The 25025-nt window shown below is 54.9% G+C and carries 21 protein-coding genes; all 21 read right to left on the bottom strand.

Going from position 1 to position 25025, the window contains the following annotated elements; translation table 11 throughout:
- Positions 1 to 139: 139 nt before the first annotated feature.
- The 21 genes from NTU47_06350 to NTU47_06250 all read right to left on the bottom strand — a co-directional run bounded on the left by NTU47_06350 (position 140) and on the right by NTU47_06250 (position 25016).
- Complete coding sequence (locus tag NTU47_06350) at positions 140 to 937, bottom strand: GIY-YIG nuclease family protein (GenBank protein ID MCX6133419.1); 798 nt, start codon at positions 935 to 937, stop codon at positions 140 to 142.
- 109 nt (positions 938 to 1046) lie between these two features.
- Positions 1047 to 3059 carry a (Fe-S)-binding protein gene (locus NTU47_06345; GenBank protein MCX6133418.1) on the bottom strand — a complete coding sequence of 671 codons (2013 nt, stop codon included), beginning with the start codon at positions 3057 to 3059 and terminating at the stop codon, positions 1047 to 1049.
- A 13-nt stretch (positions 3060 to 3072) separates the two neighbouring features.
- Positions 3073 to 3996, bottom strand: a complete 924-nt coding sequence (locus NTU47_06340; protein MCX6133417.1) for a PhzF family phenazine biosynthesis protein — start codon at positions 3994 to 3996, stop codon at positions 3073 to 3075.
- A 46-nt stretch (positions 3997 to 4042) separates the two neighbouring features.
- Positions 4043 to 4462, bottom strand: a complete 420-nt coding sequence (locus NTU47_06335; protein ID MCX6133416.1) for a secondary thiamine-phosphate synthase enzyme YjbQ — start codon at positions 4460 to 4462, stop codon at positions 4043 to 4045.
- The gene (locus NTU47_06330) at positions 4453 to 5319 is read right to left on the bottom strand and encodes a DUF4905 domain-containing protein (protein ID MCX6133415.1); all 867 of its coding nucleotides are present in this window, start codon (positions 5317 to 5319) and stop codon (positions 4453 to 4455) included. Before NTU47_06330 ends, NTU47_06335 begins: the two co-directional genes overlap by 10 nt.
- Before the next feature lie 76 nt (positions 5320 to 5395).
- A complete protein-coding gene (locus NTU47_06325; GenBank protein ID MCX6133414.1) occupies positions 5396 to 6343 on the bottom strand; it encodes a DUF4249 family protein in 948 nt (315 codons plus the stop codon).
- Between the two features lie 224 nt (positions 6344 to 6567).
- Positions 6568 to 7539, bottom strand: coding sequence for a DUF4249 family protein (locus tag NTU47_06320; protein ID MCX6133413.1), 972 nt, complete (start codon positions 7537 to 7539; stop codon positions 6568 to 6570).
- The gene (locus tag NTU47_06315) at positions 7539 to 9761 is read right to left on the bottom strand and encodes a TonB-dependent receptor (protein MCX6133412.1); all 2223 of its coding nucleotides are present in this window, start codon (positions 9759 to 9761) and stop codon (positions 7539 to 7541) included. The genes NTU47_06320 and NTU47_06315 overlap by 1 nt, the downstream gene beginning before the upstream one ends.
- 200 nt (positions 9762 to 9961) lie before the next feature.
- On the bottom strand, positions 9962 to 10483 hold the full coding sequence (locus tag NTU47_06310) for a hypothetical protein (protein MCX6133411.1): 522 nt from the start codon (positions 10481 to 10483) through the stop codon (positions 9962 to 9964).
- 84 nt (positions 10484 to 10567) lie between these two features.
- Positions 10568 to 10720 (bottom strand): hypothetical protein, encoded by a 153-nt coding sequence (locus tag NTU47_06305; protein ID MCX6133410.1) that lies wholly within the window; start codon positions 10718 to 10720, stop codon positions 10568 to 10570.
- An 89-nt stretch (positions 10721 to 10809) separates the two neighbouring features.
- The gene (locus NTU47_06300; GenBank protein MCX6133409.1) at positions 10810 to 11256 is read right to left on the bottom strand and encodes a HEAT repeat domain-containing protein; all 447 of its coding nucleotides are present in this window, start codon (positions 11254 to 11256) and stop codon (positions 10810 to 10812) included.
- 247 nt (positions 11257 to 11503) lie between these two features.
- Positions 11504 to 13030: a sigma-54-dependent Fis family transcriptional regulator gene (locus NTU47_06295; GenBank protein ID MCX6133408.1), complete on the bottom strand. Its 1527-nt coding sequence runs from the start codon at positions 13028 to 13030 to the stop codon at positions 11504 to 11506.
- A gap of 179 nt (positions 13031 to 13209) precedes the next feature.
- Entirely contained in the window at positions 13210 to 14121 is a 912-nt protein-coding gene (locus tag NTU47_06290; GenBank protein MCX6133407.1) for an alpha/beta hydrolase, read from the bottom strand.
- A 98-nt stretch (positions 14122 to 14219) separates the two neighbouring features.
- Positions 14220 to 16178, bottom strand: a complete 1959-nt coding sequence (locus NTU47_06285; GenBank protein MCX6133406.1) for an SPFH domain-containing protein — start codon at positions 16176 to 16178, stop codon at positions 14220 to 14222.
- A gap of 136 nt (positions 16179 to 16314) precedes the next feature.
- Positions 16315 to 16446: a hypothetical protein gene (locus NTU47_06280; protein MCX6133405.1), complete on the bottom strand. Its 132-nt coding sequence runs from the start codon at positions 16444 to 16446 to the stop codon at positions 16315 to 16317.
- A 141-nt stretch (positions 16447 to 16587) separates the two neighbouring features.
- On the bottom strand, positions 16588 to 18462 hold the full coding sequence (locus NTU47_06275; GenBank protein MCX6133404.1) for a L,D-transpeptidase family protein: 1875 nt from the start codon (positions 18460 to 18462) through the stop codon (positions 16588 to 16590).
- A gap of 64 nt (positions 18463 to 18526) precedes the next feature.
- Positions 18527 to 19411, bottom strand: coding sequence for a hypothetical protein (locus NTU47_06270; GenBank protein ID MCX6133403.1), 885 nt, complete (start codon positions 19409 to 19411; stop codon positions 18527 to 18529).
- A gap of 69 nt (positions 19412 to 19480) precedes the next feature.
- Entirely contained in the window at positions 19481 to 20596 is a 1116-nt protein-coding gene (locus NTU47_06265) for a hypothetical protein (GenBank protein MCX6133402.1), read from the bottom strand.
- Positions 20597 to 20728: 132 nt separating this feature from the next.
- Complete coding sequence (locus NTU47_06260; GenBank protein ID MCX6133401.1) at positions 20729 to 21475, bottom strand: class I SAM-dependent methyltransferase; 747 nt, start codon at positions 21473 to 21475, stop codon at positions 20729 to 20731.
- Positions 21476 to 21676: 201 nt separating this feature from the next.
- Positions 21677 to 23275 (bottom strand): DUF1501 domain-containing protein, encoded by a 1599-nt coding sequence (locus tag NTU47_06255; protein MCX6133400.1) that lies wholly within the window; start codon positions 23273 to 23275, stop codon positions 21677 to 21679.
- Positions 23276 to 23309: 34 nt separating this feature from the next.
- Positions 23310 to 25016, bottom strand: coding sequence for a DUF1800 domain-containing protein (locus NTU47_06250; protein MCX6133399.1), 1707 nt, complete (start codon positions 25014 to 25016; stop codon positions 23310 to 23312).
- Positions 25017 to 25025: the final 9 nt, after the last annotated feature.

The following is a 25025-nucleotide window of genomic DNA, read 5'->3' as shown; positions in this document are numbered from 1 at the left end:
CTTCTCGCGAGGCTGTAGGCTAGAGTCATATTCAGCTTTACCATCCATACGAACTTCGGGCTTGAGTTCGCGAATGCTAAGCTACGGCCACCGTGGTTTTGTGCCTTTCTGTGCTGCACAACCCACGGTTACGACAAGGCTATGTCATTGGCTCGTCACTTCGTCTCTTGACTTCGTCCAATGTTCTTCCGTCGGCATATTTCCATTCAGTCCAACCATTTGCATATCGGCCGAGGATACTCACAGCTGCGGCACTGGGCGAAGAAAACACATAATTTCTCGAAAAGCGGTAGATATTTTCTTCTGCTACCATACAACCGGATTGTATAAGAGATTGTCGGAGGTGCTCAACCCAGGAGGCCTTTGCTGAATTTGACTCTTCCAAATTGGCAGTTGAGCCTTCAAACACGACAAACCCGTCCCCCGAATATTCACCTGCAGCTTCAGCGTCCTTTCCGCGGCAGTATAGTAGATCCTTTTTCGAGGGCTTCTGTAACTCGTCGAACAGGGGAAAGCCAAGCGCAGAAAGAAGTATGTGAATTGTATCAAAATTGTCGTGGAGATCCGCCTTCATCGTTTCAGAGACATATGGGCATGTCGGAACGGTGGGGTTTTCGAGGCGGAAACGTCCCGCTGCTGAGATGGTCTGGTGAGAATGCCATTCAAGATACTTAACATGAGATTTCGTGAAGTACTGTGTGCGGGAGATGCAAACAAGGGCGGTTTGCCAGAAGTCCTTCTGCTTGTTGTGTTGCTTTATCCTTTGAAGACAGTCTTCCGCTTCGCCAACATAAACTTGTGGAATGCCTTCTTGATCAGGTGGGCCAACAAGAAAATAGATCCCAACGTTTGACAATTCGGGCCTCTCGCTTGCGATAGCGAGATGGGCACGCGGCACAAGGACAATTTGGATCGTTCGGCTGGTAATTTCAGCCAACTTCAATCCGCGCGGATTTCCATCCGGAAGGTAGATTTGAATAGTCTTTCCGAGGTTAGTCATGTTCGTCATTTGCCCTTCAGAAGATTGGGTTCCATCTGACAACCCGCTAAACCTGAGTCGCTTCAAGGAGGATTTCAGCCACATCCTTCACCACGACTTGGTCGGTAGCCTCTTTCGCCTTCACACCATCCGTCAGCATCGTCATGCAGAAAGGACACGCTGTTGCGATGATGCCGGAATTCGTGGAGAGAGCCTCCTCCGTCCGCTCGATGTTGACACGCTTTCCTTCCTTCTCCTCCATCCACATCCTACCCCCTCCGGCTCCACAGCAGAGGCCTTTGCTGCGCGACCGGGCCATTTCAGCAATCTCGACGCCGGGCACAGCGCGAAGAATTTCGCGCGGCTGGTCATAGACGTCATTGTACCGGCCGAGATAGCACGAGTCATGGTATGTGATTCTGGCGGCTTCTTCCTTCGTCAGCTTTAGCTTCCCCGCATTCAACAGCTGCACGATAAAATCAGTGTGATGCAGGACTTTGTAGTTGCCGCCGAACTGCGGATATTCGTTGCGGAGTGTGTTGAAGCAGTGAGGGCAGGCGGTGACAATGGATTTCACATTGTAGTTGTTGAGCGTCGCGATGTTTTCTTTCATCAAAACTTGGGCAAGGTATTCGTTTCCCATTCGACGGGCGGAATCTCCTGTGCACTTCTCCTCAACACCCAGGATAGCGAAGGACACACCCGCCTGCTGCATGAGCTTCGCAAACGCCTGCGTCACTTTGACGTACCGGCTGTCAAACGCGCCGGCACATCCCACCCAGAACAAGACTTCTGCATTCGGATTCTGCTGAACCGTGTGAACGTTCAATCCTTCGGCCCAATCGGCCCGACTGGATGGAGGAAAAGCCCAGGGCGAAAAATTGTTCTCGAGGTTCCGGAACACGACCTGAACCTCCGGCGGGAAATTCGATTCCATGAGAACGAGGCTTCGCCTCATGTCCACGATCGCGTCGACGTGCTCGATATTGACGGGGCATTCCTGCACACAAGCCATACACGTTGTGCATGCGAACAACTCCTCGGCGGTAACATAGTCGTGAAGCAGCGTTTTTTGCAGCGGGTGTTTGGTGCCGCCGTCTGATGTCTCGGGAGCTTTCTGGCCCGCGAGCACCAGGGGAGCTTTTTCCTCCAATCGCTGCCGGATATCCATGATGATCTTGCGCGGCGAGAGAAGTTTCCCCGTGATGTTCGCCGGACAGGACGCGCTGCAGCGCCCGCATTCCGTACAGGTGTAGCCGTCCAGAAGCTGCTTCCACGTCAGATCCTCGACATCCGCTGCACCGAACTTCTCGACATTTTCCGCTTCAAGATTGATCGGTTTGAGGGCTCCGCGCGGCCTCAGTCCGGAGAAATAGACATTGGGGATCGACGTGAGAACGTGAAGGTGTTTTGAGCGGGGAAGGTAATTAAGGAAGACAAGGACCACTCCAATATGGATCCACCAGAAAACGTCGAACCAGGCCTGCAATGCTGAGGGATCGACAGATGCGAACAAGGGGGCAATCATTCCGGACAAGAGCCTCCCCTGCGAGGACTGCGAACCCTCGAGCACTATCCGCGTGGCATTCTGGCCGATCATGCTGATCATGATCAACAGGATCATAGAAAGGATGAAGACTGCGTCAGATTGGCTGTGGCCTGCAAGCTGCAGTCGCTTCGGCCGCATGATCGCCCGGCGATAGAATGCAGCGAACACCGCAAGAATGACGAGACCGCAGAAGAGGTCCTGCATGAAAATCAACGGCGGGTAGAGTCCGCCCAGGAACCGGAATGAAAACCCGTGCACAATGCCTTCGCCGATCGACTCGAGCACGGCGGTCAGCAGCACAAGGAAACCCCAGAATATGAATGCGTGCATCGCGCCGGCGAACGGTTCACGGAGAATCTTCGTTTGTCCAATCGCAACCGTGAGCATTCTCCTGAACCTCGAGCCGGGAGAATCAAACCTGTTGTCCGGCTGCCCCAGTTTCAGGTACCTCATCAGGCGCCGCACACTCATGGCGAAGACCGAAAGGGCGGCAAGGAGAACAAGGAGGAAGAGAATGTTCTTCGTCGTCATGGACATTCACCTTTCAGCAAGCACAGACAGAGTTCATGATCGTCACGGCCTCTCCGGCGATGCTCACCTGCTTGACACCATGGCCCGTTACTCTCAACCGTATCTTCACCCTTCCCCGTCGCCCCATATCGTCTCCTTGTTCTCCGACAAACTCCATACGCCCGTCCGGAAGCAAGAACGACGGCACAGGGTAGTCCCGGCGAATAGCATAGTGGTACAAATAGACACCGAGAGGACCGTTGGCAGATCCTGTCACCGGATCTTCGACAATCCCGACAGCGGGGGCATAGAAACGTGAGTGAACCGCCGAACTTTGCTCAACAGTCTCCAGGGAGAACAGACTTATCCCGAGTGTCTTGCATGCTCTGGTGAACCTGTCGAGCTTGCCCATATCCGGCTTCAAGTTCCTGATAGTCGAAAGCTTCTTGAGCGGGAGATAGAGGTACGATTGAGAAACAAACGGGAGATCCTCCAGCACATCAGAAGCCCGTATGCCGAGCGCATCGAGGAGGGACGCGGGGACGGTTTTGTGCACCCGGAATCGCGGGATCGGAAGCTGGAACTCCACAATGGTTCCAGAATATTTCTTCTCCACAGTGACGCCAAGAACGCCGCTTTTAGTCTGCAGCCGGAAATTGTACACACCCGGACGCTTCATTCCGTACATACCTTCTTCCGCCAGCGCGTGAAAACTCGCGATCGTTGCATGGCCGCAGAGCGGCACCTCCGCCGCCGGTGTGAACCATCGAATCTGAATATCAGCTCCCCTGGCCGTCGGAGGAAGCACAAACGCCGTTTCCGACAGGTTCAATTCGGTTCCTATTTCTTGCATCAGAGCATCGGTCATCCCGCGGGCATCGAGTACAACTCCGGCCGGGTTTCCTGTAAACGGCTCAGTCGTGAACGCGTCGACATGCTTTATCTTGTATGGTTTCATCGTGTGCTCCCCTTTTTCCCCGGTCTGGAAAGCGTCGGAATGTCCGTCACATTCCCATAAGCTGGACTACGATCTCGCGGTCGCGAGGACGGTTATCGTGATCTACGAGGACGATTTGCTGCCATGTACCCAAACACAAGACTCCTTGTGAAAATGGAATTGTCAGAGACGGACCCATCACTGCAGCACGCACGTGAGAGAATCCGTTTCCATCGTGCCACGTGTCGTCATGGTGATACCGGCTTCCACGCGGGGCGAGCTGGTCCAGCGCTTCGGGTATGTCTTTCCGAAGACCCGGTTCGAACTCTGTCGTCGTGATCGATGCCGTTGACCCGGTGACAAACACCGTCACAAGGCCTTCTTTGAGTCCCGAACTGGCGAGCACGGCGGCGACATCTACTGTGATATCGCGAACTTCCGAGTTGCCGCGCGTCGACACCGAGATGCGGTTGCTGACTATTTCCATACACGCAACGCTTTGAGAGTCGTCTGATCCTTGATGTAGAACAATTTTCCCTTGCGGAGAAAAAACGCATCCGGAACCTGAGCCTTCAAGGCACGGCCGATGATCTCCGAAAACACTCTCTTGTCCCTGGATAACTCGTAGACGAACAGATGGTTTTCAAAGACCGGGGGTTGTGTCTTCGCTGCCTGAGCACGAACGTGGTAATTGAATGCAATCACGTCGTCCTGCTGGATGAACTCGATATTGCCCGCAACGTCCTTCCCTTTCGTCACGCGTTTCACAAAAGCCACTGTGGAAGGCTCTGCGGACTCTTCATTCAGAATTTCCGGGAGCGTTACCTCGGGAACATAATCGGCCGCTGCCCTGCGCCGGATTTCGTGGAGTTCCTGGAGAGACTGATCATACGTCGTCTTCACTTCCCCGGACCGGAGATCGATTTCGTATCCCACCCGCCTCTCGAAGAGATCTCTATATGCGAACAGCCGGGCACCTGTCCCAAACCAGCACGTCGCCTCGTCATTCCGCCAGAGAAGGTTCCCGGTTTCCACGTCGTACGCACGGATACCACGGTGTTCAGGCATATCCGGGCTCGAGAATCCATGGAGCAGAAGCGTATCCTCCTGAACCCCCTCCATGCCAACCCACCACGCCTCATCAACCCGGAGGTCCTGCCACAAGCACCTGCCCGACTCCTCGTCGAGACAGAAGAACGAAGCCGTTTTCTTTTCCTGATCGCGGGATTCACCGACGATCCTTCCACGCGCCGTGAACAGCAAGCGCCAGACGATGCCGCTGGCGGTGTAGGACCATTCAGGCGAAAGATTCCCGGATCCGAACAAAGAAGAGAAGAGATTCATTCAGAAATTTTCGCTGAACGTACCATTTTTTCGAGGGATTAGCAAGCTGACGGAGAGAACGGACGACTCTTCAGACTCAACGGAGATCGACAACCACTGAGTCATCCCGCATCGCGCCGAAGATGCCGAAACCACCAGCGATGTTTGAATAGTCCGGGAGATCGGTCCTGATGGAATACTCATCAAGGAACCCGTTCGAGAGGTTGTAGTATTTGTAGAGATTGGATTCAACCTGAGTCAGGATGTACGTCGCGCTGGTGACTTTTATCTCTCCGTAGTAGGCCACCTGGTCGAGCAAGAAAGCCTCGTAGGCTGTGAGATCGAAGTAGACGATTTCGGAGACGACAACCTGATCTGTTATTCTTCTGACCAGCCGGGGATAATCATAGACAAAGCCCACCTCGACGTCGGACCGAATTGCTTTTGGAATCTCAGCACGGACATGGACCTTCTTCGAGGCCACAACGGCGTCGAATTCGATGAAGATCCGCACAAGGTATCCCTGAGTGACCGGCGACAGCCTCACCCTGGCGGAAATGTCGTCGCTGTACTTTTCAGGTGCCTTCAGAATAAATGAATTGTTCTGTTCAACAAGACCGGCCCCCGGTACCGTCACGGTCGACGAAACATTCCCCGCTGAGGAGGCAATCGTCAACGTGTATCGCTTGCCGGGCCGATACGGAAAAGGCTGGGCGAGATACCCGTCAATATTTGAAGAGTACCGGTTCTTGTCGGTGCGAGGGATGACAGTTTCTGTGAGCAGATATGAGGTCGAATCTGAAGCGACCGTCACGCGGGCACCTTTGAGTTCGGTATCGACCGTATTCTCGAGCGGGTTGTGTCCCGGCGGATTGTACGTCGAATAAACCCGCACGAAGAGACTGTCAGTCCTGTTGGAAATCACGGAGTACACCACCAACCCTTGCCGATATGATCCTTTCGGTTCGAAGGTCTCATCGCATCCGGACATAGCGATCGCCGCCAACACCAGCAGGAGACCCCACACACGAGAATATTGCGGCATCAAACGCATTCGGCATTTTGTGATTCTGTATCGCATAGCAGCAAGATCTCGTGCTTTCAATCTGGGTAGTGGTTATCTCAAAACCCTAAAGTCATTGCGAGCGATGCCCCGCAGGGGCGAGCGAAGCAATCTCACCAACGTATGCCGAGGCAAAAGAAAGATCGCTTCGGCAGGAAACGCCTCGCGATGACGCTGTCGGCTTTTTGAGATGGCTTCTAGAATGTTCACCATGCCGTGATTTCGACAAAGGCCGAATCGTCGACCATCGCTCCAAAAATCCCGTGCCCTCCCGAGATATTGGTATGGTCAGGAAGATCGGTGCGAATCGAGTAGGGATCTTCGAAGCCGTTGACGCGCTTCGAATACGCATACAAGTCCTTGTCGACTTGCGTGAGGACGATGAGGGCCTGTTTGATGTGAACTGTGCCTGCCGGATAACGTGTCAGGATTTCTCCCACTTTCTCGAAATACGCATTCTTGCTGAAAACGAACATCTCGCTCTCTTCCTTGTCCCTGATCAATCCGGAGGTCACCCTTCGTCTCAGGACAGGGAAGTTGTAGGCCTTCGATCCGTCACCGAAAACCAGTCTTACAGCCGGCATTTCCTCACGGTGTCTGACCCACGAATTTCCCTCGAGGACGTCGTAGAAGAGATGCAGTTGCATCATCACACCGTAGGTCAGCTCACGGATCCAGCCAAAGACCACGATGTTCTCATCTTCATTGCCCCCGCCATTCAGAATATATGCGTTAAGGAACTGTATCCTCGCCCGCTTCGGCATGACGACGGTCGCCGTGACCGCACCTGAAGTCTTTGTGGTGACGCTCAGACCGTACGTTTTGCCCGGCTCAATCGGAAACGGGTATGAAGCGTACGCAATGATATCATCGCTGTAGCGGCTCTTGTCCAGTCGCGGTGTGGTGTTCTCGCGGAACTGGAATGCACCGGCTCCGCTCGTGACGACAACACCTGCTCCCGAGAGACCGTTGTCGCTGGTTTGCGCCGCGGGATCCACACCGGGCGGATTGTATGTCGAATACACACGCACATACTGCGTATCCGACCGGTTCGTCAGGACACCGTAGACAACCAGCCGGTCCTCGTAGTTTCCTTTCGGGCTGAAGGGGCTGTTGCAGCCTGCGGTGATGGCGAGAACCACCGACAGTACCACGCATGTTCGCAAGGAAAAGGTCATCAGTAGTCGATGCTCAGTGTTGCCGACGGGAAGAAGGGCAACATATTGATTTCCTGACCGGTCTTCCGATCGAAATAGAACACATTCTTGTGATTGTACACGTTGACGACATGAATGCCGAGCGTTCCTGTGATCGGCTTCAGCGAGAACCGGTACATCGCGCTCGCGTCAAGCCTGTGATAGGTCGGAAGACGGGCGACGTTCTTATCCCCCAGCACTGCGTACGGCTTACCGGTTTCACCGAGGGATGAACCGTGGAAAAGATCCTGCAGCGTCAACCGGTCATAGTACCCAATCGTTTGTGTAAACGGGAACCCCGAACCGAATTCCCAGCGCACCGTGATATCAAAAGCCTCCGCAGCGTGGAAGACGGTCAGGAGGTTGAGGGTATGCCTGCGATCGTATCGCGGAAAGTACGTCAATCCACCCGACGTGACCGTCGTCCATCCCAGCGTGTAGGCTGCATAGACATCAGCGAGTTTGCTTCCGTACCGAATCAACGCTTCTGCTCCGTACGCTCTTCCCGTACCCCCCACATAGTCGGGATCCTGCGCATCGACTTTGTCACGATTATACGTCACAAGCGAGCCGTACGACTTGTAGTATGCCTGGAAATTTGTTGACAGCGACGGGAGGACATTTCCTTCGAGTCCCACGACGTAGTGATCAGCTTGCTCGGACTTCAGTTCCTGAGGGACTTGTATCCACGCGTCGAAAATCGAGATGATGTCGTCCTCATTGTTCACCGTCACAACGCTCTGGCTGAACCGCCCGTAGGAGACCTTTCCCTTCCAGTTGTCCCATAGTCCATAGCTCAGGTTGATGCGCGGTTGTATCACTTCCAGTCCCCCTCCCCGGGAGAGCAAGCTGCCGAGATCGAGGAAGATCCCCATATCTGCCTGCAGACGGCTGGGAGCGGTCTGGTAACGGGCCCACATGGAAGCCTCCGCGAAAGAGCTGGTGACATTATTCACAACGCCGAAGTTGTTCGTGACTGAATATTCGAGCGTGGGAAAACCGAACTCGAACCCGAAGAAGTACAGGTCGTGAGTGTCGGTGTACAACGTCGCATTCGCCTTGACACCCCCTTCATGCACGGTCGTTGTGGCCGGAGTAACCTGCGTGGATCCCTTCGAATCACGCACCGCGGTAAACTTATTGTCAAATCCAACTGCGTTCACGTACACCCTGTCCTGAATAAGGCCGGATGCAACGAATCCGACAGCGCTCGTTCGCCATGAGTAATCCGGCTCATTGAGGTTGGCAGACTTCAGGTTATCTCCGCTCATGAACGCCTGGAAACTGTATTTCCCCTGGCCTTCGCCTGTCTGGACTGTGGCTTTCATAAATCCGTCATAGAACGAGAGGGGGAGATCTTTGTTGAGGAACTTCCTGAACGTATCGGAGAAGAGCGACTTCCTGCCGCTAACCAGATACGTCATACCCTTCATCGCGGGGCCTTCCACCTGGAGTTTAGTGGAAAGAAAATTGATGTTCGCCTTTCCCGAAAACGCTTTCGTCCCCCCGTCCCGTGAAGTCATGTTTACCACGGAGGATAGCCGGCCTCCAAATTCGGGAGGAAATGCACCTGTATACACTTCGGTGGTCTTGATGATATCCGAATCGAAGATGCTGAAAATCCCAAAAGCGTGGTAGGGATTGTAGATCTTCATACCGTCAAGAAGAATCAGGTTCTGATCCCCTGCTCCGCCACGGACGTAGAACTGCGAATTCACATCGCTCGTCGAGACGATCCCGGGCAGAATCCGGATCGAGCGGAAGACGTCTTCCATCGCCGCCATGGGCACAGACCGGATGTCCCTCTGTTCCATGACATGCACGCTAGTGTGTATCTCAGTCAGTTCCCGTTTGGCGACATCGGTGACCATTACCTCCGAGAATTCAACCGGTTTCGACGGAAGCTGGAAGTTGACGGCCAACACCTGAGGTCCGAAGGCATCGACGGTCCTGGTCCGGGTTTCGTAGCCGATGGAACTCGCCTTGATCTGGTAACGCCCCTGCGGGGCATTTGCGATGAGGAAAAACCCCTGGAGGTTCGTGCTGGCACCCCGGTTCATTCCCGGCACCGTGACGTTCGCGAAGGGGATCCTCTCTCCTGTCGTGCTGTCGGTGACAACGCCGCGGATATCGATTCCCTGAGAGAAGGCAATAATGGGGAGCAAAAGGCAGAAAACAATGCAGGATAGAGCGCGCGTCGGCATGCAAATGACCTCAGATTGATTTCCAATGGCAAGGTAATTCTTTTCCCTCTGATATGCCAACGTCCCTATGCTGTGTTTGTTGCAGTTGGAATTGAGTTGCACCCTCAATGCGGGAAAACCTCAAACAATAAAAAGGCGACATCCCTCATACGTCAAAGGATGTCGCCCGGGTATTGCGATCGGATCAGGAGGGTGTGTTGCTACATCTCCGGAAAGAGTTGGACACGGTTTGTGAAATCCACCAGTGTACCTTTGTTCACCATGAACCGTACCTGGTAGATTGCACCGGCCCAACCCGCATCTTCTAGCTTGAAACTCGCCACGGCACTTTCGCCCCCTTCTTCAAGCACCATCGCCATCTCCCCTTTGAATCGGTAGATATTGGCTTTTGTCAGTCCGCTCTTCGGTGGCGTGAACGCGACGATTCCATTTCCCCTGATCAAGGTGTTATAAACGACCTTCGTCGGCACTGGAATTTCCTTTCCGAGGGCGACAACAGTCTTTACCATCTGGTAGTTGATTTCTCCAGAAACATCTACAAATCCTGTGAAGCCCTCCGGCGTATTCACAGGCAGCCGCTCGCTTATGGTTACCGTCTGGAACGTCGGGGCGGGTGACAGCGGCTTTGCCGGGCTGGCGACGATGGGTTCGACGGATTGTTCGCTGCAGCCGGCAAGCGCGAACATCAGTACGACGGCGAGAAACACCAGAACAGTTTTCATGACGACCTCCCATGAGGATGATGAGATATGAGAACGGTGTATTAGTGCAACAGATATGCAATCGCAGTTTCTTTGACGCACACTTCAGTAATCTTCCTTCAACTCGCGGGCCAGAACCTGATCGCCGCAATTGGTCCAATTCGCGCAGGTCATGAGAAGCGATGTTCGATCACGAACATTCTGCAGTTCGGAAACGAACTTCGCGTAGATCAATTCCGAAATCAGAATGAGGGACATGAAACCGGTGTCGTGTACAAAGAGAAGCGGGTGAGACCGTTTCGTCTCACCCGCTTCCAGGGATCCATGCCGCTTGGCAAGAGAGCAGCTTACCGGAGTTCAGCAATCGTGGTCGTGCCGCTCGCGGCAGGGATGAATGCAAATGTACCTTGAGAGACATACAGATTGTAGTACCATGCGGAGTGAAGTTGGACTTTCTTGCTCTCGTCGAATCTCACCGCCTGCTTCACAGCGTAGGTACCGGCCGAGTTGCCGATCTTGCAGAGGGCCCAGGCTGCGGCAATACGGCATTTTTCATCCTTACAGTTGCGAAGTACACGCATCAAGGGAATCGCGGCATCCTTCGCTGCCAGCTGTCCGAGCTGATAAATGGCGCTGCGACGCAATCCGTCATTCGGGCTCTGGAGACCGACGAGGTAGTTTTCGACCGCCTTCGTGAACTTCGCATCCCCCATATCCTTCTTTGCGTCCTGTGCATTGGTCTGTGAAACCACTGCAAGAAGCAGTGCGACGAAGATCGTTCCTAAAGTTTTCATGACATCCTCCGAGAAAAAGTTGAATTGAGATTTGGGGTTACGTCTTGAATTTCCTGTTGGGTTGATTGCGCCCGATCACATCGATGATCATAGACGCTCAACTCCCGGGCCAGATCTCGGAGGGTGAATTTGGTAAGAATTGGAGGATGGGAACGGTGACGAGTTCGTTTCCGAACATGTACAAGTTCGAATTCGAACAGAAAGAGGCCAGAAAGCGATGAGAAGAGCCCTCGGCCCCCTTTCAGTACTAGCGGAGATCGTGCTTTTCTATGCGCCGCAGGAAGGCGTTGCGGTGTACTCCCAGGATCCTGGCGGCCTCGGCCGCATTGCCATGAGATTCCTTCAGCGCAAGATCAATCAAATCGCGTTCAACGCTCTCCAGGAGGTTTACTTGCGCGGCGTTTGACCGAAGAAGACTGAGGAAGAAGCTCGCGGAGTCCGGGGAAGGAGCCGCGGAGACCCCGATGGAGCTTTGCCGGAGTGCTGCCGGAGAAATCTCGGGTGCTTCTGCGAAAATTGAGATCCGTTCCACCGCGTTTCGCAGCTCGCGGACATTTCCCTTCCACTCAAATCCCGAAAGGACCTGCAGCGCCGCTTCATCGAAAGTCTTTGCGCCTCCGGTCAGTTCTGCGAGGAATGCCCGCGCCAGGACAGGGACGTCTTCGGGGCGCTCACGCAATGCAGGCAAGTGAATCGGAATGACATTCAGGCGGTGAAACAGGTCTTCGCGAAACTCGTTTTTCTGCACCGATTGCTGAAGGTCCTTGTTGGAAGCCGCCACAACCCGGATGTTGACCCTGTGCTCATCCGAAGAGCCGATGCGGCAGAATGACCTCTCCTCCAGAACCCTTAGCAACTTCGGCTGCATGTCGATCGGCATTGCGGATATCTCGTCAAGGAAGAGCGTCCCGCCGTCGGCCTGCTCAAATTTCCCCTTCATGGTCCCCGTCGCCCCGGTGAATGAGCCCTTCTCGTGCCCAAACAGTTCCGATTCAAAGAGCGTCTCCGGAATGGCGGAGCAGTTGACAGCAATGAAGGGCTTGTCCGCACGGGGACTGTGAGCGTGAATGGCTCTCGCCGCAACTTCCTTCCCAGTCCCCGTCTCGCCAATCAGCAGGACACTTGCGTTCGAGGGCCCGGCAACGGCGATCTTGTTCCGCACTTCATCGATAAGCGTGCTCACTCCAAGGATCGAGCCTATACCCCGTTCCTTCTGCAGCGTTGCCTTGAGCCGCTGATTGTCAGCGAAGACCGCTTCCTGAATCTTCGCCCTCAGGATGAACTGGGCGGCAAGCGGTGCGATGGCACTCACGAGCCTCACCTGTTCGTCGGAAAACCGTTCGCCACCTCTCGGGTTGATGAGGTGCAGCATGCCAAACGGCTTCCCTTCTTCCATGAGCGGGACAGCCATGGCCGCACCCAGTTGGCGGAGTTGTTCGCTGGGATTCTTGAAGTTCAATTCGCGAAGAACATCGTCCGTCAGGAACGGACGCTTGTGGACGCCGACCCAACCCGCGACGAGGGAATTTACCGTATGATCGATCCCCCGATTATCATTTTGCACATTCCGGACCACCGTCTGGGCAGATTCATCAGCCGACAAACTGAAGAGCAGGATGGCTCCCCGTTCTGCGTGACAGAGTTTGAGGCAGCAATCGATGATCGCTTCAAGCGTCTGGTAGACGTTGACCATCGAGCTCAGTGATTGAGCCAGACGGTGAATCTCTTCAAGTTCCTCGATCCGCCGTTTAAGCGTTGAGACCTCGGTGTTCACGGTTTACCTCCTGCTGTGTCGGATTTGTGGTCTCGGCCGAGAACCTGCAACACGACTTTCCTCAGACCAACACACGACGTCACGCTCCGATCAATCGTCATGTCATCTGCATGTCTCGGTATCGTGCTGCCGGCCGGAGATCGGAAGAAGGCGTCCCTCCCCGGCCTCCTACACCGTGATCACTCCACGATCTTGTTCTTCTTCAAGAATTCTTTGATGGCTGTGTAGATCCTTCCCATCTCCTCCTTCGAAAAACCGCCATGTTTTCCGCCCGGGATAGTCATCAACTGATTTGGTACGCCTGCTTTCGTGAGGGCATCGTGGAGCCTGACGGCATGATTGTACGGCACGAGCTGATCCTTGTCGCCGTGCACGGTGAAGACCGGCGGCAGTCCTTTTCGCACGTACGAAAGTGGCGAAACACTGACCGCCACTGCTTCTTTGTTCGGGAGGTTGGCGAGCCAATCGACCGCATAATCCTGCTTGTTCGGACCGGCAAGAAGGTCTTTCACGTCCGTGATACCGTACCAATTCACAATTGCAGCAACCTTTGGCTCGACACCGGTGTAATCCCAGTCGGTCGGGTAATCGAATCCGTATGAGGCATCGAGCATCCCGGTTGTCAACGCAAGATGCCCCCCCGCAGATCCTCCCGAAACGATGATTTTCGTCGTATCGAATCCGTATTGCTTCGCGTTCTTGAAAATCCATCGGAGAGCCAGCCGGCAGTCCTGAACTGCAGCCGGCGCAAGGGAGACCCTCGCCAACCGGTATTCGACGTTCACGACATTGAGCCCCATTTCGAAATACGGCATGAGGTTCATGACCGTTCCCTCTTTCGTGCCGCCAACCCATCCCCCGCCATGGATGAATATGACCGTGGGAGTCGTAACGCCGGGATTGTTTCGCGCATACACATCCAGCTTGCAGTCATAGCCGTTGGCTGTCGAGTAGATGACGTTCGGCGTGATGCGATACCCGTTGACAGCGTTGGACGTCCATGAATCCGTCCCCTGAGACCGGACTTCGGATGTGTTCCATGAAAAGAACAGAAAACAGAGAATCGACAGAACCAAACTGCGGTGTTTCATGTAGAATCCTTTCCGAGTTGTCATTCTTGGTTTGGTATATCCTGATCGCCTCTCCTGCCCCCTTCCGGGGATGGAGAGGCAATCGGTTGTTGTCAGTACTACGCTTTCGGCTCGCCGGGTGTCAGACCTTTCACCCCGCCGCGCATGACCATTGCCAGCAAGGCGTCGACGAGCGATGACTGCTGCCCTCCGCCTCCGACAAGAATGTCCGGAACTATCTTCATCCCCCTGTCTGAGAGGGCCGTGATAGCGTTGACAAATGCGGTGGCATCCTTACCGAGGGCCGAGACCTGCCGTTCGTACGCTTCCGCCTTCGCCATTCCAATCGCCCGGACTTCTGCTCCTTTCGCCTGGCCTGTCATTTGAGTAAAGGTCGCCTCACCGTCGGCTTCGACTTTTCTCGCCGAGGTTTTGTTTTCCTGAATTTTCACGTTCACTTCGGAAGACGCGAGATCCGCCTGCTTGTCCGCAACACCTTTCGATTTCTCCATCTCGATCCTTTGGTCCTGTGCAGACTTCTGCTTCTGGAAGGTTTCAATCTGCTGCGAAGCGATTTCCCGTTGCGTCAGCACAGTCACGATGTCCTGCGGCAGGATCACATCCTGGATATATGCGCCCCGGGTCTCGACCTCGTACTGCCTGAGTTGCGCCTCGATGTGCTCGAACGCTTCCCGCTGGACCCGCTGACGTTCTTCGATGAACTGAACCGCCTTCATGCTCTGGAGCTTGTCGCGGAAGTGGTTTCCGACCGCGGCCTGGAGCACCTCGTTCACAAGGTTGAACATTGTACCAACCATGGAAATCACACGAGGAGCTTTCTTATCAGGAACATGGATCTGGACCTGCAGGTCGATCTTGAAAACGAATCCCTCCCGGCTCTTGGCCACAATCTGTTGCAGATTCCTGTCCAGGTTGTGTGCAGCCGAGACTGCTTCCGCCCAGTTCAGTGTGAGGATCGCTGTGGGAACGATTTCCGCTTCGTAACACCGCGGGTTGATCGGATACTTGCCCGTTCGGAGAGGCTCCTGCCAGATGCCCCGGTGTCCCGGCCGCACCAGTGATCCGAACTTGAATGCGTCACCGGACATGTCCTTTGTCGCGAGACCGACGTACGATTTGATCACAGCGACTTCTCCCTGCTTCACCACGAGCATCGGAACCAATTCGACGCGAACGAGGAAAGGATTCAGCGTATACGCTCCATACAGCAACGGATCGTGCTGCAAACCGATCTTGCCTCCATGTTCCAGGAACGCCTGAAAATCCTGGTAGTTGTTGTGGGTGGTATTCTTGCTTCCGAGGAGCGTTTCGCTCATCTCAGCATCAGTCACCTCAGTGTTCGCTTCGAGCGCGACAATGTCGTCGAAGCTTCCGATCCGGCTGGCGATGTGTCCGGACGGCAACGGCTCCCCCTCATACGTTGTCACGATCCCAATCTTGTCCACCACGTGGCCCCCTTCAACCTCTTCGGGCCCTATGCGCACAAGTTCGAGCTGCGACGCGGTCAGGCCAAAAGATTCCGGCCGCAGAACCCCATCGCGCGACATCTTCTCCCTGATTTCAGGGTCGACGGGGATGCCATACAGCTGTCGTTTCGTGATAATCAGAAAAGCGACCGGGTGCACGGGCGCCAGCGTTCCCGGCGAAAGCACCGGCCGCTGGACACCTTTCTGACCACCGTTCTTGACAAAATATTCGACATCCGTGAAATTGCCGAACTCCTTCTTATAGATCGCCGATTTCGCGCCGATCGGGAGCGGCGATCCAACCTGTGCTATGACCACACCGATCTCACCGGCCGGCACCTGCACCCAGGGATAGGTCTTCACCTTGTAAAGAATGTTCAATTTGAACCGCAGCCCCGGCATCAACAGCCTGGCCTGGTAACCCGGCTCTCCGTTGAACGCAATGGGATTGTCTTCAGTCAGCTTCTTCAGTGAGAACCGCTTCATCGGCAAACCGATTTCTGTCGGACCGATGAGCCGTATAGACGGCAAGAGTACCAAAAAGATGAACGCGGCGACAATTGTCGCCAGAAACCAAAGTAGGGTTGTCATTGCTGGCTCCATAGTCTACAGAACAACGTTTTTCAATTGTGGTTGCTATTGCATTTGAAATGAGTGCACGTACCCCCACAAAGGAGAAGGTCGGCGCGACTATTCGGGCAGGGGACGCCGAACGGTCGCTCGAATCCTAATCGCCAGTCTTTGTTGGGAGGGCAAACGGGGGTTTTCGCAGCGGATTGCAGCCTTGTCCTCCAGGCGCATCCGCATATTCAAGGCTCGAGAGAATCGTGATGTTCGGTATGAGGGCTTTGTTCTTCATCAGTGCGTCCTCGCCATGTGTGGCCGGGAACTGAAGCACGGGAACAAAGCTACTCGAACGCTCTGCAAAAGTCAAACATCTCAGGCAGGAGCTCTTTACAGGATACCTCTTACTTATTGAGATACTTGATCTTACAATTGTTCAAAATCGAACATAAACAAGAGGGTTTGTGGGGGGCATGCCTGTAATGCCCCGAAGCGAACGAATCGGGGATTGGTAATTCGCGGTTCTGGCTGCCGGCGCCTTCGAGCGCACGGTATCGGGTGGCGCAGACATCTTCATCTGCCCGGCCTGCAGCGCCCAGGCAAGGCGCCTGTCAAGGCCGTAATGATCATCACGGAATTGGATCGAGCCATCCTTCTCTCTCCAAACCGTATAGTAGAGGATATGAACCGGAATCGGTTTCTTCAACAGAACGGTCTGTTCTGTGTTTCGAGCAATCACAGTATCGATTCTTTCTCTCGCCCAGTGAGGGAATTGTCTCAAAACAAATTCTGCCAGATCCGATGGTCTCTCCAGGCGAATGCACCCGTGGCTGAACATGCGGTTCATCTTCCGGAAATCATCCCTGTACGGTGTGTCGTGAAGGTAGATGTTGTATCTGTTCGGCATCAGGAACTTGACTTGCCCCATAATATTCTGAGGTCCGGCCTCCTGCCGCAGACGGAAGTCCACCGTCTTCTCGTTCATCGACGGCCAGTCGACAGTCCGCGGATCGATCTGCACGAGCGAATCGCGCACCATGCGCCAGAGCGACATGTTGTTGCTCCGGAGATAGTTCGAGTCCGCTTTCATGTAGTTGATCATTTCCTTCTCGACAATATCTTCGGGAGCCATCCAGTGTGAGTTGAAGAGCACCTGGGTCAACTCCGCGCTGAAGACAGGGGTTTGCCAGTTCGGGAGACCGAGAACCACTTTCATCGTCTCGACTTCTTTTCCGTTCTCGAAAACCGAGAGGCGAAAATCCGGGATGTTGATGCGGATGGAGTTTTGCCCGAGATCGTGAGGCGCCGATCGCCATCGATCGAGATTGACCCTGATCTGCTCGATCCGTTTTTCGACCGGCACATTCATCGCTGCGATGGTTGAGCTATCCGCTATACCTGTCGGTTCCAGGCCAAGGCGCTTCTGAAACGCCCGCACTGCATCGACAAGAGTAGAATCGAATTCATCACCCCCTGCACCGCTTCTTGGGACAAGATCACCAGACACGCGCAGACGCCCCTTCAAAGCAAAGATACGGCTTCCCACATCTCCCCCCTTCATCGGAGGACCTGAAGCGACCTTTCCCCATCCCCCGCGCTTGGTAATCATCCTGAATGAAGCGAGCAGGTCCCTGAGATCGGTATAGAGCGGATGCGGCGGCAGAAGCTGCCTGAGATCGTGCGCCAGGGTATGAGAATCCAGAGAGCGCTCCAGGAGTGAATCGTGTCGGACTGATGTGGTGCTCGCGTTCCATCGCATGCGAAGAGTATCGCGATCGATGCATCCCTCTGAGAGGTGGGAAGCAAAAAGGAGGTACGCATCAGTCAGGAGAATATCCAGGTCGGCACGTTTGAAAGGATCCAGGCTTCCTTTCAACTCTGCAGAATCGCCGAGCTCCAGAAGTACCGATTCCAGCGTGGCCAGGTGATAGTCAAGGGGTCTTAGGCCTTCACGCTCGGCATCCCTTATCATGCCAACCAGCGAGTCCACGTCCGGGAGTATTTGCTTCGACGCAGACCATGCGGGACGATACGATCGTTTCTGATAGAACGCATGCAGCAATTCGCAAGAGCCGATCGAATCGGCGCGGACAAGGAAAGGAGAGGTCGTTCCTCCGGCGGCAAGTCTGTTTCGAATCACAATTGAAGCCGGGTCAGGACCAGACTGAGAATTCTTACAGCCAACGAGGGACAAGAGAAGCGAGAACAGGCAAAAGAGGGCAAGTTCGAAACTGATTCGGGGAATGCCATCCTGCCTGCGGCTCTTGAGGGATGGCAGTCGGGTTTTCAACGGATCAAGAAGAATGTTCATTCAATCATACGTTGCTTTGGACTGGGAAACCGCCGAGCGCCAAACGATGGCTGGTATCGACATTTCACGACTTTGTGATGCGGTGCTTGTTGCTCCCATCAGCGTTCATCACCCATAAGCCCCCGTCGCCGAGCTGCGTTCGGGTGTAGACGATTTTTGTCCCGTCCGGGCTCCATGAGGGATAGTCCCCGCCGTCACTCGTCAACTGTGTGATTGTTCTGGCGAGCAGGTCGAACACCCACACCTGTGCGTAGTCATCGGGTCGCTTCACGCCAAGGACAATGCTGTTCCCCTTTGGATTGATCGGCGAGAAGCCAACATTTGCGATGGTTGCAAAAGAGCCGAGCGAACGGGTCAACGTGTTCGTGGAGTCCACGGCAATGTAGTTGTACACGACGTATCCGGTAGATTGATCAAACTGAGCGTTGAGGACCACCAATTCCCCGGTGAGGGGATTCCACGATGGAAAATCTCCGTATGAAAGAACCTGCGTAGCGGCTTTTGCAGCAACATCGTAGATCCAGATTCCATATCCCGGTGACCGCTGGACAAAGGCGATCTTCCTGCCATTGGGGGACCATGAGGGACGAATCGCCCCTGCCACATCGCTCATCGTGGTAAGGCTGTCCCCTGTCGGTTTGATCTTCGTGAGGGTGCCTCCGAGCGAGAACACCAGCCATTTGCCATCCGGCGACCAAGTGAGTCCCACGCCATCGCCCCCATAGATCTTCCGGATATTTGCGCCGGAGGAATCCACCAGATGAATTCCTGTGGCATTCTCGACGTAGGAAGTAAACGCGATCGTCCGACCGTCAGGCGACCAGCTTGCCCTTACGTGATCATAGACATCATTGACCGCCGACGCGTCGTCGACGGGATTCTGACAGGCCGGAAGCAGCATCAGCATGCAGAGAGACACAATGATGATGACATGTTTGCGGCAGCTCATAGCGTAACCTCATCGAAAGGGCGACATTGTAGGGTTGTCATACCGAAGTACCCCGGGCAACTGCGAAAGTCAATGCACAGATCCAGCCTGCCGTGCAGAAATTCCGACGGCTTCGTCGACCATCGAAAGATAGTTATCGACAGGCACATAACTCGGTATCGAATTGCCCGATCCGATCGCATAGCGGCCGCGTGCACCGCATGTCTCGACGAGTAATCGGGTCTGTGCGCGCACATCCTCAGGAGATGAGGCACCGAGGATATTGAGATCGAGTCCCCCGAGTACGGCGATATGGCTTCCGTGGCGCGCCTGGAAATCAGCGGCAGCGATGATATTGTTCTCGAAGGAATGTTTCCCGTCGATCTTCACATCATCGATCAGATCCGCCATGATCTTCTCGAGATTCCCGCACGAATGGAGAAAATACGGGAGCCCCTTGTCGTGCGCCAATGCAGCGAATTTCTTATGCCATGGGAGGAAGTACGTCCTCAGTACCTTCGGTGATACGAGAGTGCCAACATTGTATCCCATATCGTCCCCCGGAAAAACCGCCAGCAGTCGATCCAGGCCGAGCAAATGATGGTAGAACCCGACCATGAGCTCGCCAAGCTTGTCGGCAACGGCCTTCACCAGAGCAGGATCGTTCACGAGGGCATTGCAGAACCCCTCGAGAGACATCATCCAGGTGATATGTTCGAAGATCCCTCCTCCGTGAGAACTGATGAGTCCCATGCCGTCGGGGAGATGAGCGTTCAGGTATTCGTATGCGAAGAAGTCGAACTCTTCCACCTTCGGCCAGCGAATGTTCTCAAAGTCGTCCCAGCCCGAGAGCGCGCTCTGATGTTCGTCAGCCCATTCTCTCGATTTCAGGGATCCCGGTGCCGCATCGGGAATGATCAACTTGGATTCCGGGAACGGAAGACTTTGTTCGAACCGGACAAAATCGTACCCCATCCGGTACCAGAATTCGATGAAGTTGTCGAGATATGCTTTCTGAGATTCTCGATCTGCCCCGTAGGCAACCCATTGCTTCCCCAGGAGGTTCTCAACAACCGGCTTCATGACAACGTCGTCGACAATGTACTCCACGAGGGGAGTACGCGTCTGCGGCGTACGTCCCATCAGGATATCGATGAACTCGGATGCGTTGGGTTTCGGGTGCGCCAGCGGGAGATGTGTGATCATGGCATTGAGAGTGTGCGATGCGAAGCGAGTAAGAAGTGTTTCCTCAGAGGTCGAATGCATCCTGGAAGAAGCGAACGCTGACGACACAGATGGGACGAGACAATCATGCTCTGTTCCTGCGCTTTCTGTGTGCTATCCACTGATATACCCGACATAGAAGAACGCCTTGCCCTGGAACTCATTCTTGTGATCGATGCAGTCGATCTCTCTGCAGTCGAATCGGGGAAGATCAAAGGCATCCGACAACTGCCCGGGAGTTTCAAAGAATTGAGTGTGATAGTTTTCAGCGTACAGCCGGAACTTCTGCTTCGGCGTCAGAACGACCACTTTCTTGCGCGCGATCCGTTTCAACTCCGAAACAGCCTTCGCCAGATCTTTGACATGCTCGAGCGTGTGACAGCAGGTCACATAATCGAAAGACTTGTCCGGGAAAGGAAGCGATTCCGCAAAGCCCTCACGCCACTGGATTGTCAGGTGCTCCAGCCTGGCGCGTTCCCCCGCTCGTTTCAGGGCTTCAGAACTGACGTCGACACCGGTCACGTCAAAGCCTTCCTTCGCCAGCCGCAGAGCCAGCGTTCCGATCCCGGCCCCCACTTCTGCCACAGAACCTTTGGGGCCAAGAGCTCCGAGAATCAGCTCTGCATCGGTTTCCTCAACGCAGTCGTTGTTCCTGTGTTTCCACGCTTCGTTGTAGGCCCGCTTCCATTCGTCTTCCGACAGCGATCGATATTTCTTTCTCCAATCGACGTCGAACCAGTCTCCGTACTTCTTCGCAAGCGTTCGCCGTGCAAACAGACGCTGATTGACAGCACTCAGGGCCTCACGAAGAGGGTCTGGCAGAAGGGATTTGAAACGGATATAGGTCGTACGAAGGTTCATTCTGGGTTTCGAATGAGCCAACCTACTGAGACATTGCCTGAATTTCAAGACAGGGACAGCGCTTCCCTGTAGACGCCCGCACCGCGACCTTCTCCAAAACGAAAAAAGCCCGATCGCGATGCGGTCGGGCCTGTCCAATTTGCTCGGAAGGTGACCGGCACCCAAGTCAGCACTTGGGAGGTGACGGTCACCTCGACTCAGCTACTTCACGAACATCATCTTCTTTCGGTCCTGGAATGATCCGGCCTGAAGATGATAGATGTATGCCCCGCTCGAGAGTCCTGACGTGGGCGCAAATTGCGCCGTGTGATGGCCTGCTCCCTGATGCTGGTCGACAAGCGTCGTCACTTCGCGGCCGAGCATATCATACACCTTCAGAACGACGTTTGAGTCGCCAGGGAGATCGTAAGCGATCGTGGTCGTTGGATTGAATGGATTAGGATAGTTCTCATAGAGCCGGTACTCCGAAGGCAGGTTCGAGGCCTCCTCAACCGAGACTGCGACGCCCGCCTTGATGAGGGGCAGCTGCTGGAAGTTCCGGAGAAGCACCGCATTCAGTTCAGTCGGATTGACGCCAAACCACTGGCACAGCACCGACGCGTAGACAGAGCGAAAGTCGTACTGCATCTTGAGATTTGAGCTCGAGAGGTCCGTCAGGCTTGGATTGAAACCGAGCACGCCGTTCGGCACACCGCCGTTGATGCCCTTGCCAAAGACGAACATCGGCGCTGCGGTGCCGTGGTCCGTTCCCCTGCTGGCATTCGACTGCACCCGGCGGCCGAACTCTGAGAAGGTCAATCCGATGACGCGATCTTCGACTCCGAGTTGTATCAGATCATTCTGAAATGCGAGCGTGGCGTCTGCCAGCCGCTGCAGCAGCGTTGCATGCGTCCCGATTGTGGAGTCGTTCGAATCCACCTGTGCGGAATGGTTGTCGAATCCGCCCATGCTCACGATATACACACGGGTCTTCAATCCTCCGCCAATCAGTCTGGCGACGATCTTGAGTTGATCGGCAAGGGAGTTCGATGCGGGGTACGTCACCTGGGTCTTGATCTTGTCTGCGGCGGCCTTGACCTGGGCCGCGTACTGCTGCGAATGGAGCATGACCTCTCTGATGTAGGTGAGTTCGTGTCCTGCCGGAGTCTGAGGGGGTGTGTCCTGTCCCCCGGCGGAGACGCCGTTCACAAGCTGATAGAAGGAATTGGGATCCTGAATGGAGATACCCATCGACCTCGACGGCCCTTCGAGTGCGGTGGATGTGACCGCGCCGATCTGGATCGCGAGGGGGTCGGGCATGACCTGATTGGGATAACCGGTTGGATACCCGGAAAACTCCTGGCTGAGATACCGTCCTGCCCATCCGTCGTTGAGGTATTCGTTCGAGTTCGCCGCGGTGAGCCAGATGTCAGTAGCCCTGAAATGCGAGAGGTTCGGGTTCGGATACGAGACGCCCTGCACAACCATCAGCTTCCCCTGGTCGTAAAGCTGTTTGAAACCGGTCATCTTCGGGTGGAGGCCTGTTGCGCTCGTAAGCGGCAGCACAGCGCTTTGCGGGATGGCGATGTTTCCCCTGGCGTTGTTGTATGCCGTCAGTTGGTCGAGCGGAATGACGGTATTGATTCCGTCATTGCCCCCTGAAAGCTGAACCAGAACCAGCACTCTGTCCGTCGCCGAGTAAGCACCGATGAGCGCCTCAAGAAATGGCGAGCGGCCAAATGCCCGAAGCGGGAGGCCGTTCAGCAAGAACGGCATTGCTGTTACCGGAACAACACCACGAAGAAAGTGTCTGCGTTTCATGCGTCCCCTGCCAATAGAAAACGTTGTCAGCGAATTACGACAACTGGAATTCCGCCATCCGGAACATGAACTTCAGGAGCGGGTCAAGTGATTTCAACACGTTGGTCTTGTTCACTGTTGTCTGACCTCCCGGCGCCCAGTAGGCGTTCCAGACCGCCGTCCACTCATACTCATCCATCAGTTTCAATCCCATGGCGTTGTACATCAGGTAGTCTTTCTGAGACTGTGTGAGGGGGATTGGAAACAACGCGTCTGCAAGTTCCGCGATGAGTTTGTAAGGATCGCCGGGCGTCCCCATGGTCTTTGCAAACACGAGCCGGTCCAGCGTGAGTCCCGAAACTCCGGTGAACAGGAGATCGGTGAACCCCCCGACCCCGGCTCGCAGCGGCAGCGTCGTCGTGCTGATCCATAGTTCGTAGAAATCCGGCACCTGATAGTATGCCTCCCAGCCCGCCACGTTGGGCGGATCAAGAAGATTCATCTGGAGATTTGAAGCGCGCGATCGAAGGTCATTCAACGGACGGTAGTAGGAAGTGTCCGTCATGGGCGGAACCGAAATCCCAAGCTGCCGGACCGTCCCCGCCACGAAATCAATGGGGTTTTTGATCACGCACCCAATGTTGATATCGTCGTAGAAATTCGCACTCCGGAAGAGCGCATCGAGAACCGGCTGTACTTCGTAGTTGTTTGCCATCATCGTCCGGGCAAGCGGCACGATGACGTTCTGCTCCGCCGCGGCGTCGATGTCGTAGTACACGAACCAACGGTAGAATTTGCGGCACATATACTTCGCCACACGCCCGACGCCGTCGGCATCGGTTTGCGCAAAGATCATGTCCAGCAGGTCATCCAGCTCTTTTGCGCCATCCGTCCCCGCACGTCCCGCAAAGACCTTGTTCCCGTACGCAGAGGAGAATTGCTTGCTTGTGGAATCGTGACGTGAAGCGGTGAAGGTCGAACCGATGGCTGCGCTCGTCGTGTCCCGATATCCCGTAACGGTATAGCCGGTGAGCATTCTCGCCGCGGCCTGGACATCCTGTTCCGTATAGTTCGTGTAGTTTCCCTGTGCGATCTCGGCTCCTTTGCCGATAGTGAACAGCTCCTGGAGTTCACGCCCGTAATTCTCATTTGCGCGACCGACAACATTGGTGTTACCGTTGAGATACAGGAGCATCGCCGGATCGAGCGTCACCAGTTTCGTCAACTGCTTGAAGTTACCAAGTGCATTCCGCCTGAACAAGTCGAGTTGTCTGTACAGGTATCGCGAGTCGGTCACAGTATCCAACTCCGTGGGAAAATGGTTGTGCCAGAACAGAACCATCTTCTCGCGGATAGACATGCCCTGGCGAATCATCAGACCGACCCACCACGCTTTCAGATAGGCAGAATAGGTGCCATCGTTGGTGGAGTCGAAGGCGGAGGTCACCCACGTCTGGCCCGCGGCGAGCGGTGCGGGACCTACAGGCGGATCCGGAAGAGGCTGCGGCGCGAAGAGAGCGTTGATGGTTGCGTCCATCGACTGCGAGGCGGCTTGCTGGATCTCAGCTCTCGTGGGCCCGAACATGGTCCGGCGAAGCAAGTGCGCCGCGGTTTTTGCGTTCCACTCAGCAGCGGGGATGGGCTCAATTCCCTTCTGCGACCGAATGAGATTTTTCGTCTGGTTGCCGGAGCTTGAGAACGGACGGTCGGAAGTGGAGTACGATACGCCGGATGCACCAGTAAAGAATTGTCGTCGATTCATGCGACCTTT

Source organism: Ignavibacteriales bacterium (assembly GCA_026390595.1).
Lineage (GTDB): Bacteria > Bacteroidota > Ignavibacteria > UBA10030 > UBA10030 > UBA9647.
This window is presented reverse-complemented; position numbering and strand designations above follow the sequence as displayed.

Bases quoted from the DNA above. Each gene is read 5' to 3' on its own strand.
- NTU47_06345 (MCX6133418.1), bottom strand. From the start codon at position 3,059: ATGACGACGAAGAACATTCTCTTCCTCCTTGTTCTCCTTGCCGCCCTT.
- NTU47_06340 (MCX6133417.1), bottom strand. From the start codon at position 3,996: ATGAAACCATACAAGATAAAGCATGTCGACGCGTTCACGACTGAGCCG.
- NTU47_06335 (MCX6133416.1), bottom strand. From the start codon at position 4,462: ATGGAAATAGTCAGCAACCGCATCTCGGTGTCGACGCGCGGCAACTCG.
- NTU47_06330 (MCX6133415.1), bottom strand. From the start codon at position 5,319: ATGAATCTCTTCTCTTCTTTGTTCGGATCCGGGAATCTTTCGCCTGAA.
- NTU47_06325 (MCX6133414.1), bottom strand. From the start codon at position 6,343: ATGCCGCAATATTCTCGTGTGTGGGGTCTCCTGCTGGTGTTGGCGGCG.
- NTU47_06320 (MCX6133413.1), bottom strand. From the start codon at position 7,539: ATGACCTTTTCCTTGCGAACATGCGTGGTACTGTCGGTGGTTCTCGCC.
- NTU47_06315 (MCX6133412.1), bottom strand. From the start codon at position 9,761: ATGCCGACGCGCGCTCTATCCTGCATTGTTTTCTGCCTTTTGCTCCCC.
- NTU47_06310 (MCX6133411.1), bottom strand. From the start codon at position 10,483: ATGAAAACTGTTCTGGTGTTTCTCGCCGTCGTACTGATGTTCGCGCTT.
- NTU47_06305 (MCX6133410.1), bottom strand. From the start codon at position 10,720: ATGTCCCTCATTCTGATTTCGGAATTGATCTACGCGAAGTTCGTTTCC.
- NTU47_06300 (MCX6133409.1), bottom strand. From the start codon at position 11,256: ATGAAAACTTTAGGAACGATCTTCGTCGCACTGCTTCTTGCAGTGGTT.
- NTU47_06290 (MCX6133407.1), bottom strand. From the start codon at position 14,121: ATGAAACACCGCAGTTTGGTTCTGTCGATTCTCTGTTTTCTGTTCTTT.
- NTU47_06285 (MCX6133406.1), bottom strand. From the start codon at position 16,178: ATGACAACCCTACTTTGGTTTCTGGCGACAATTGTCGCCGCGTTCATC.
- NTU47_06280 (MCX6133405.1), bottom strand. From the start codon at position 16,446: ATGAAGAACAAAGCCCTCATACCGAACATCACGATTCTCTCGAGCCTT.
- NTU47_06275 (MCX6133404.1), bottom strand. From the start codon at position 18,462: ATGAACATTCTTCTTGATCCGTTGAAAACCCGACTGCCATCCCTCAAG.
- NTU47_06270 (MCX6133403.1), bottom strand. From the start codon at position 19,411: ATGAGCTGCCGCAAACATGTCATCATCATTGTGTCTCTCTGCATGCTG.
- NTU47_06265 (MCX6133402.1), bottom strand. From the start codon at position 20,596: ATGATCACACATCTCCCGCTGGCGCACCCGAAACCCAACGCATCCGAG.
- NTU47_06260 (MCX6133401.1), bottom strand. From the start codon at position 21,475: ATGAACCTTCGTACGACCTATATCCGTTTCAAATCCCTTCTGCCAGAC.
- NTU47_06255 (MCX6133400.1), bottom strand. From the start codon at position 23,275: ATGAAACGCAGACACTTTCTTCGTGGTGTTGTTCCGGTAACAGCAATG.
- NTU47_06250 (MCX6133399.1), bottom strand. From the start codon at position 25,016: ATGAATCGACGACAATTCTTTACTGGTGCATCCGGCGTATCGTACTCC.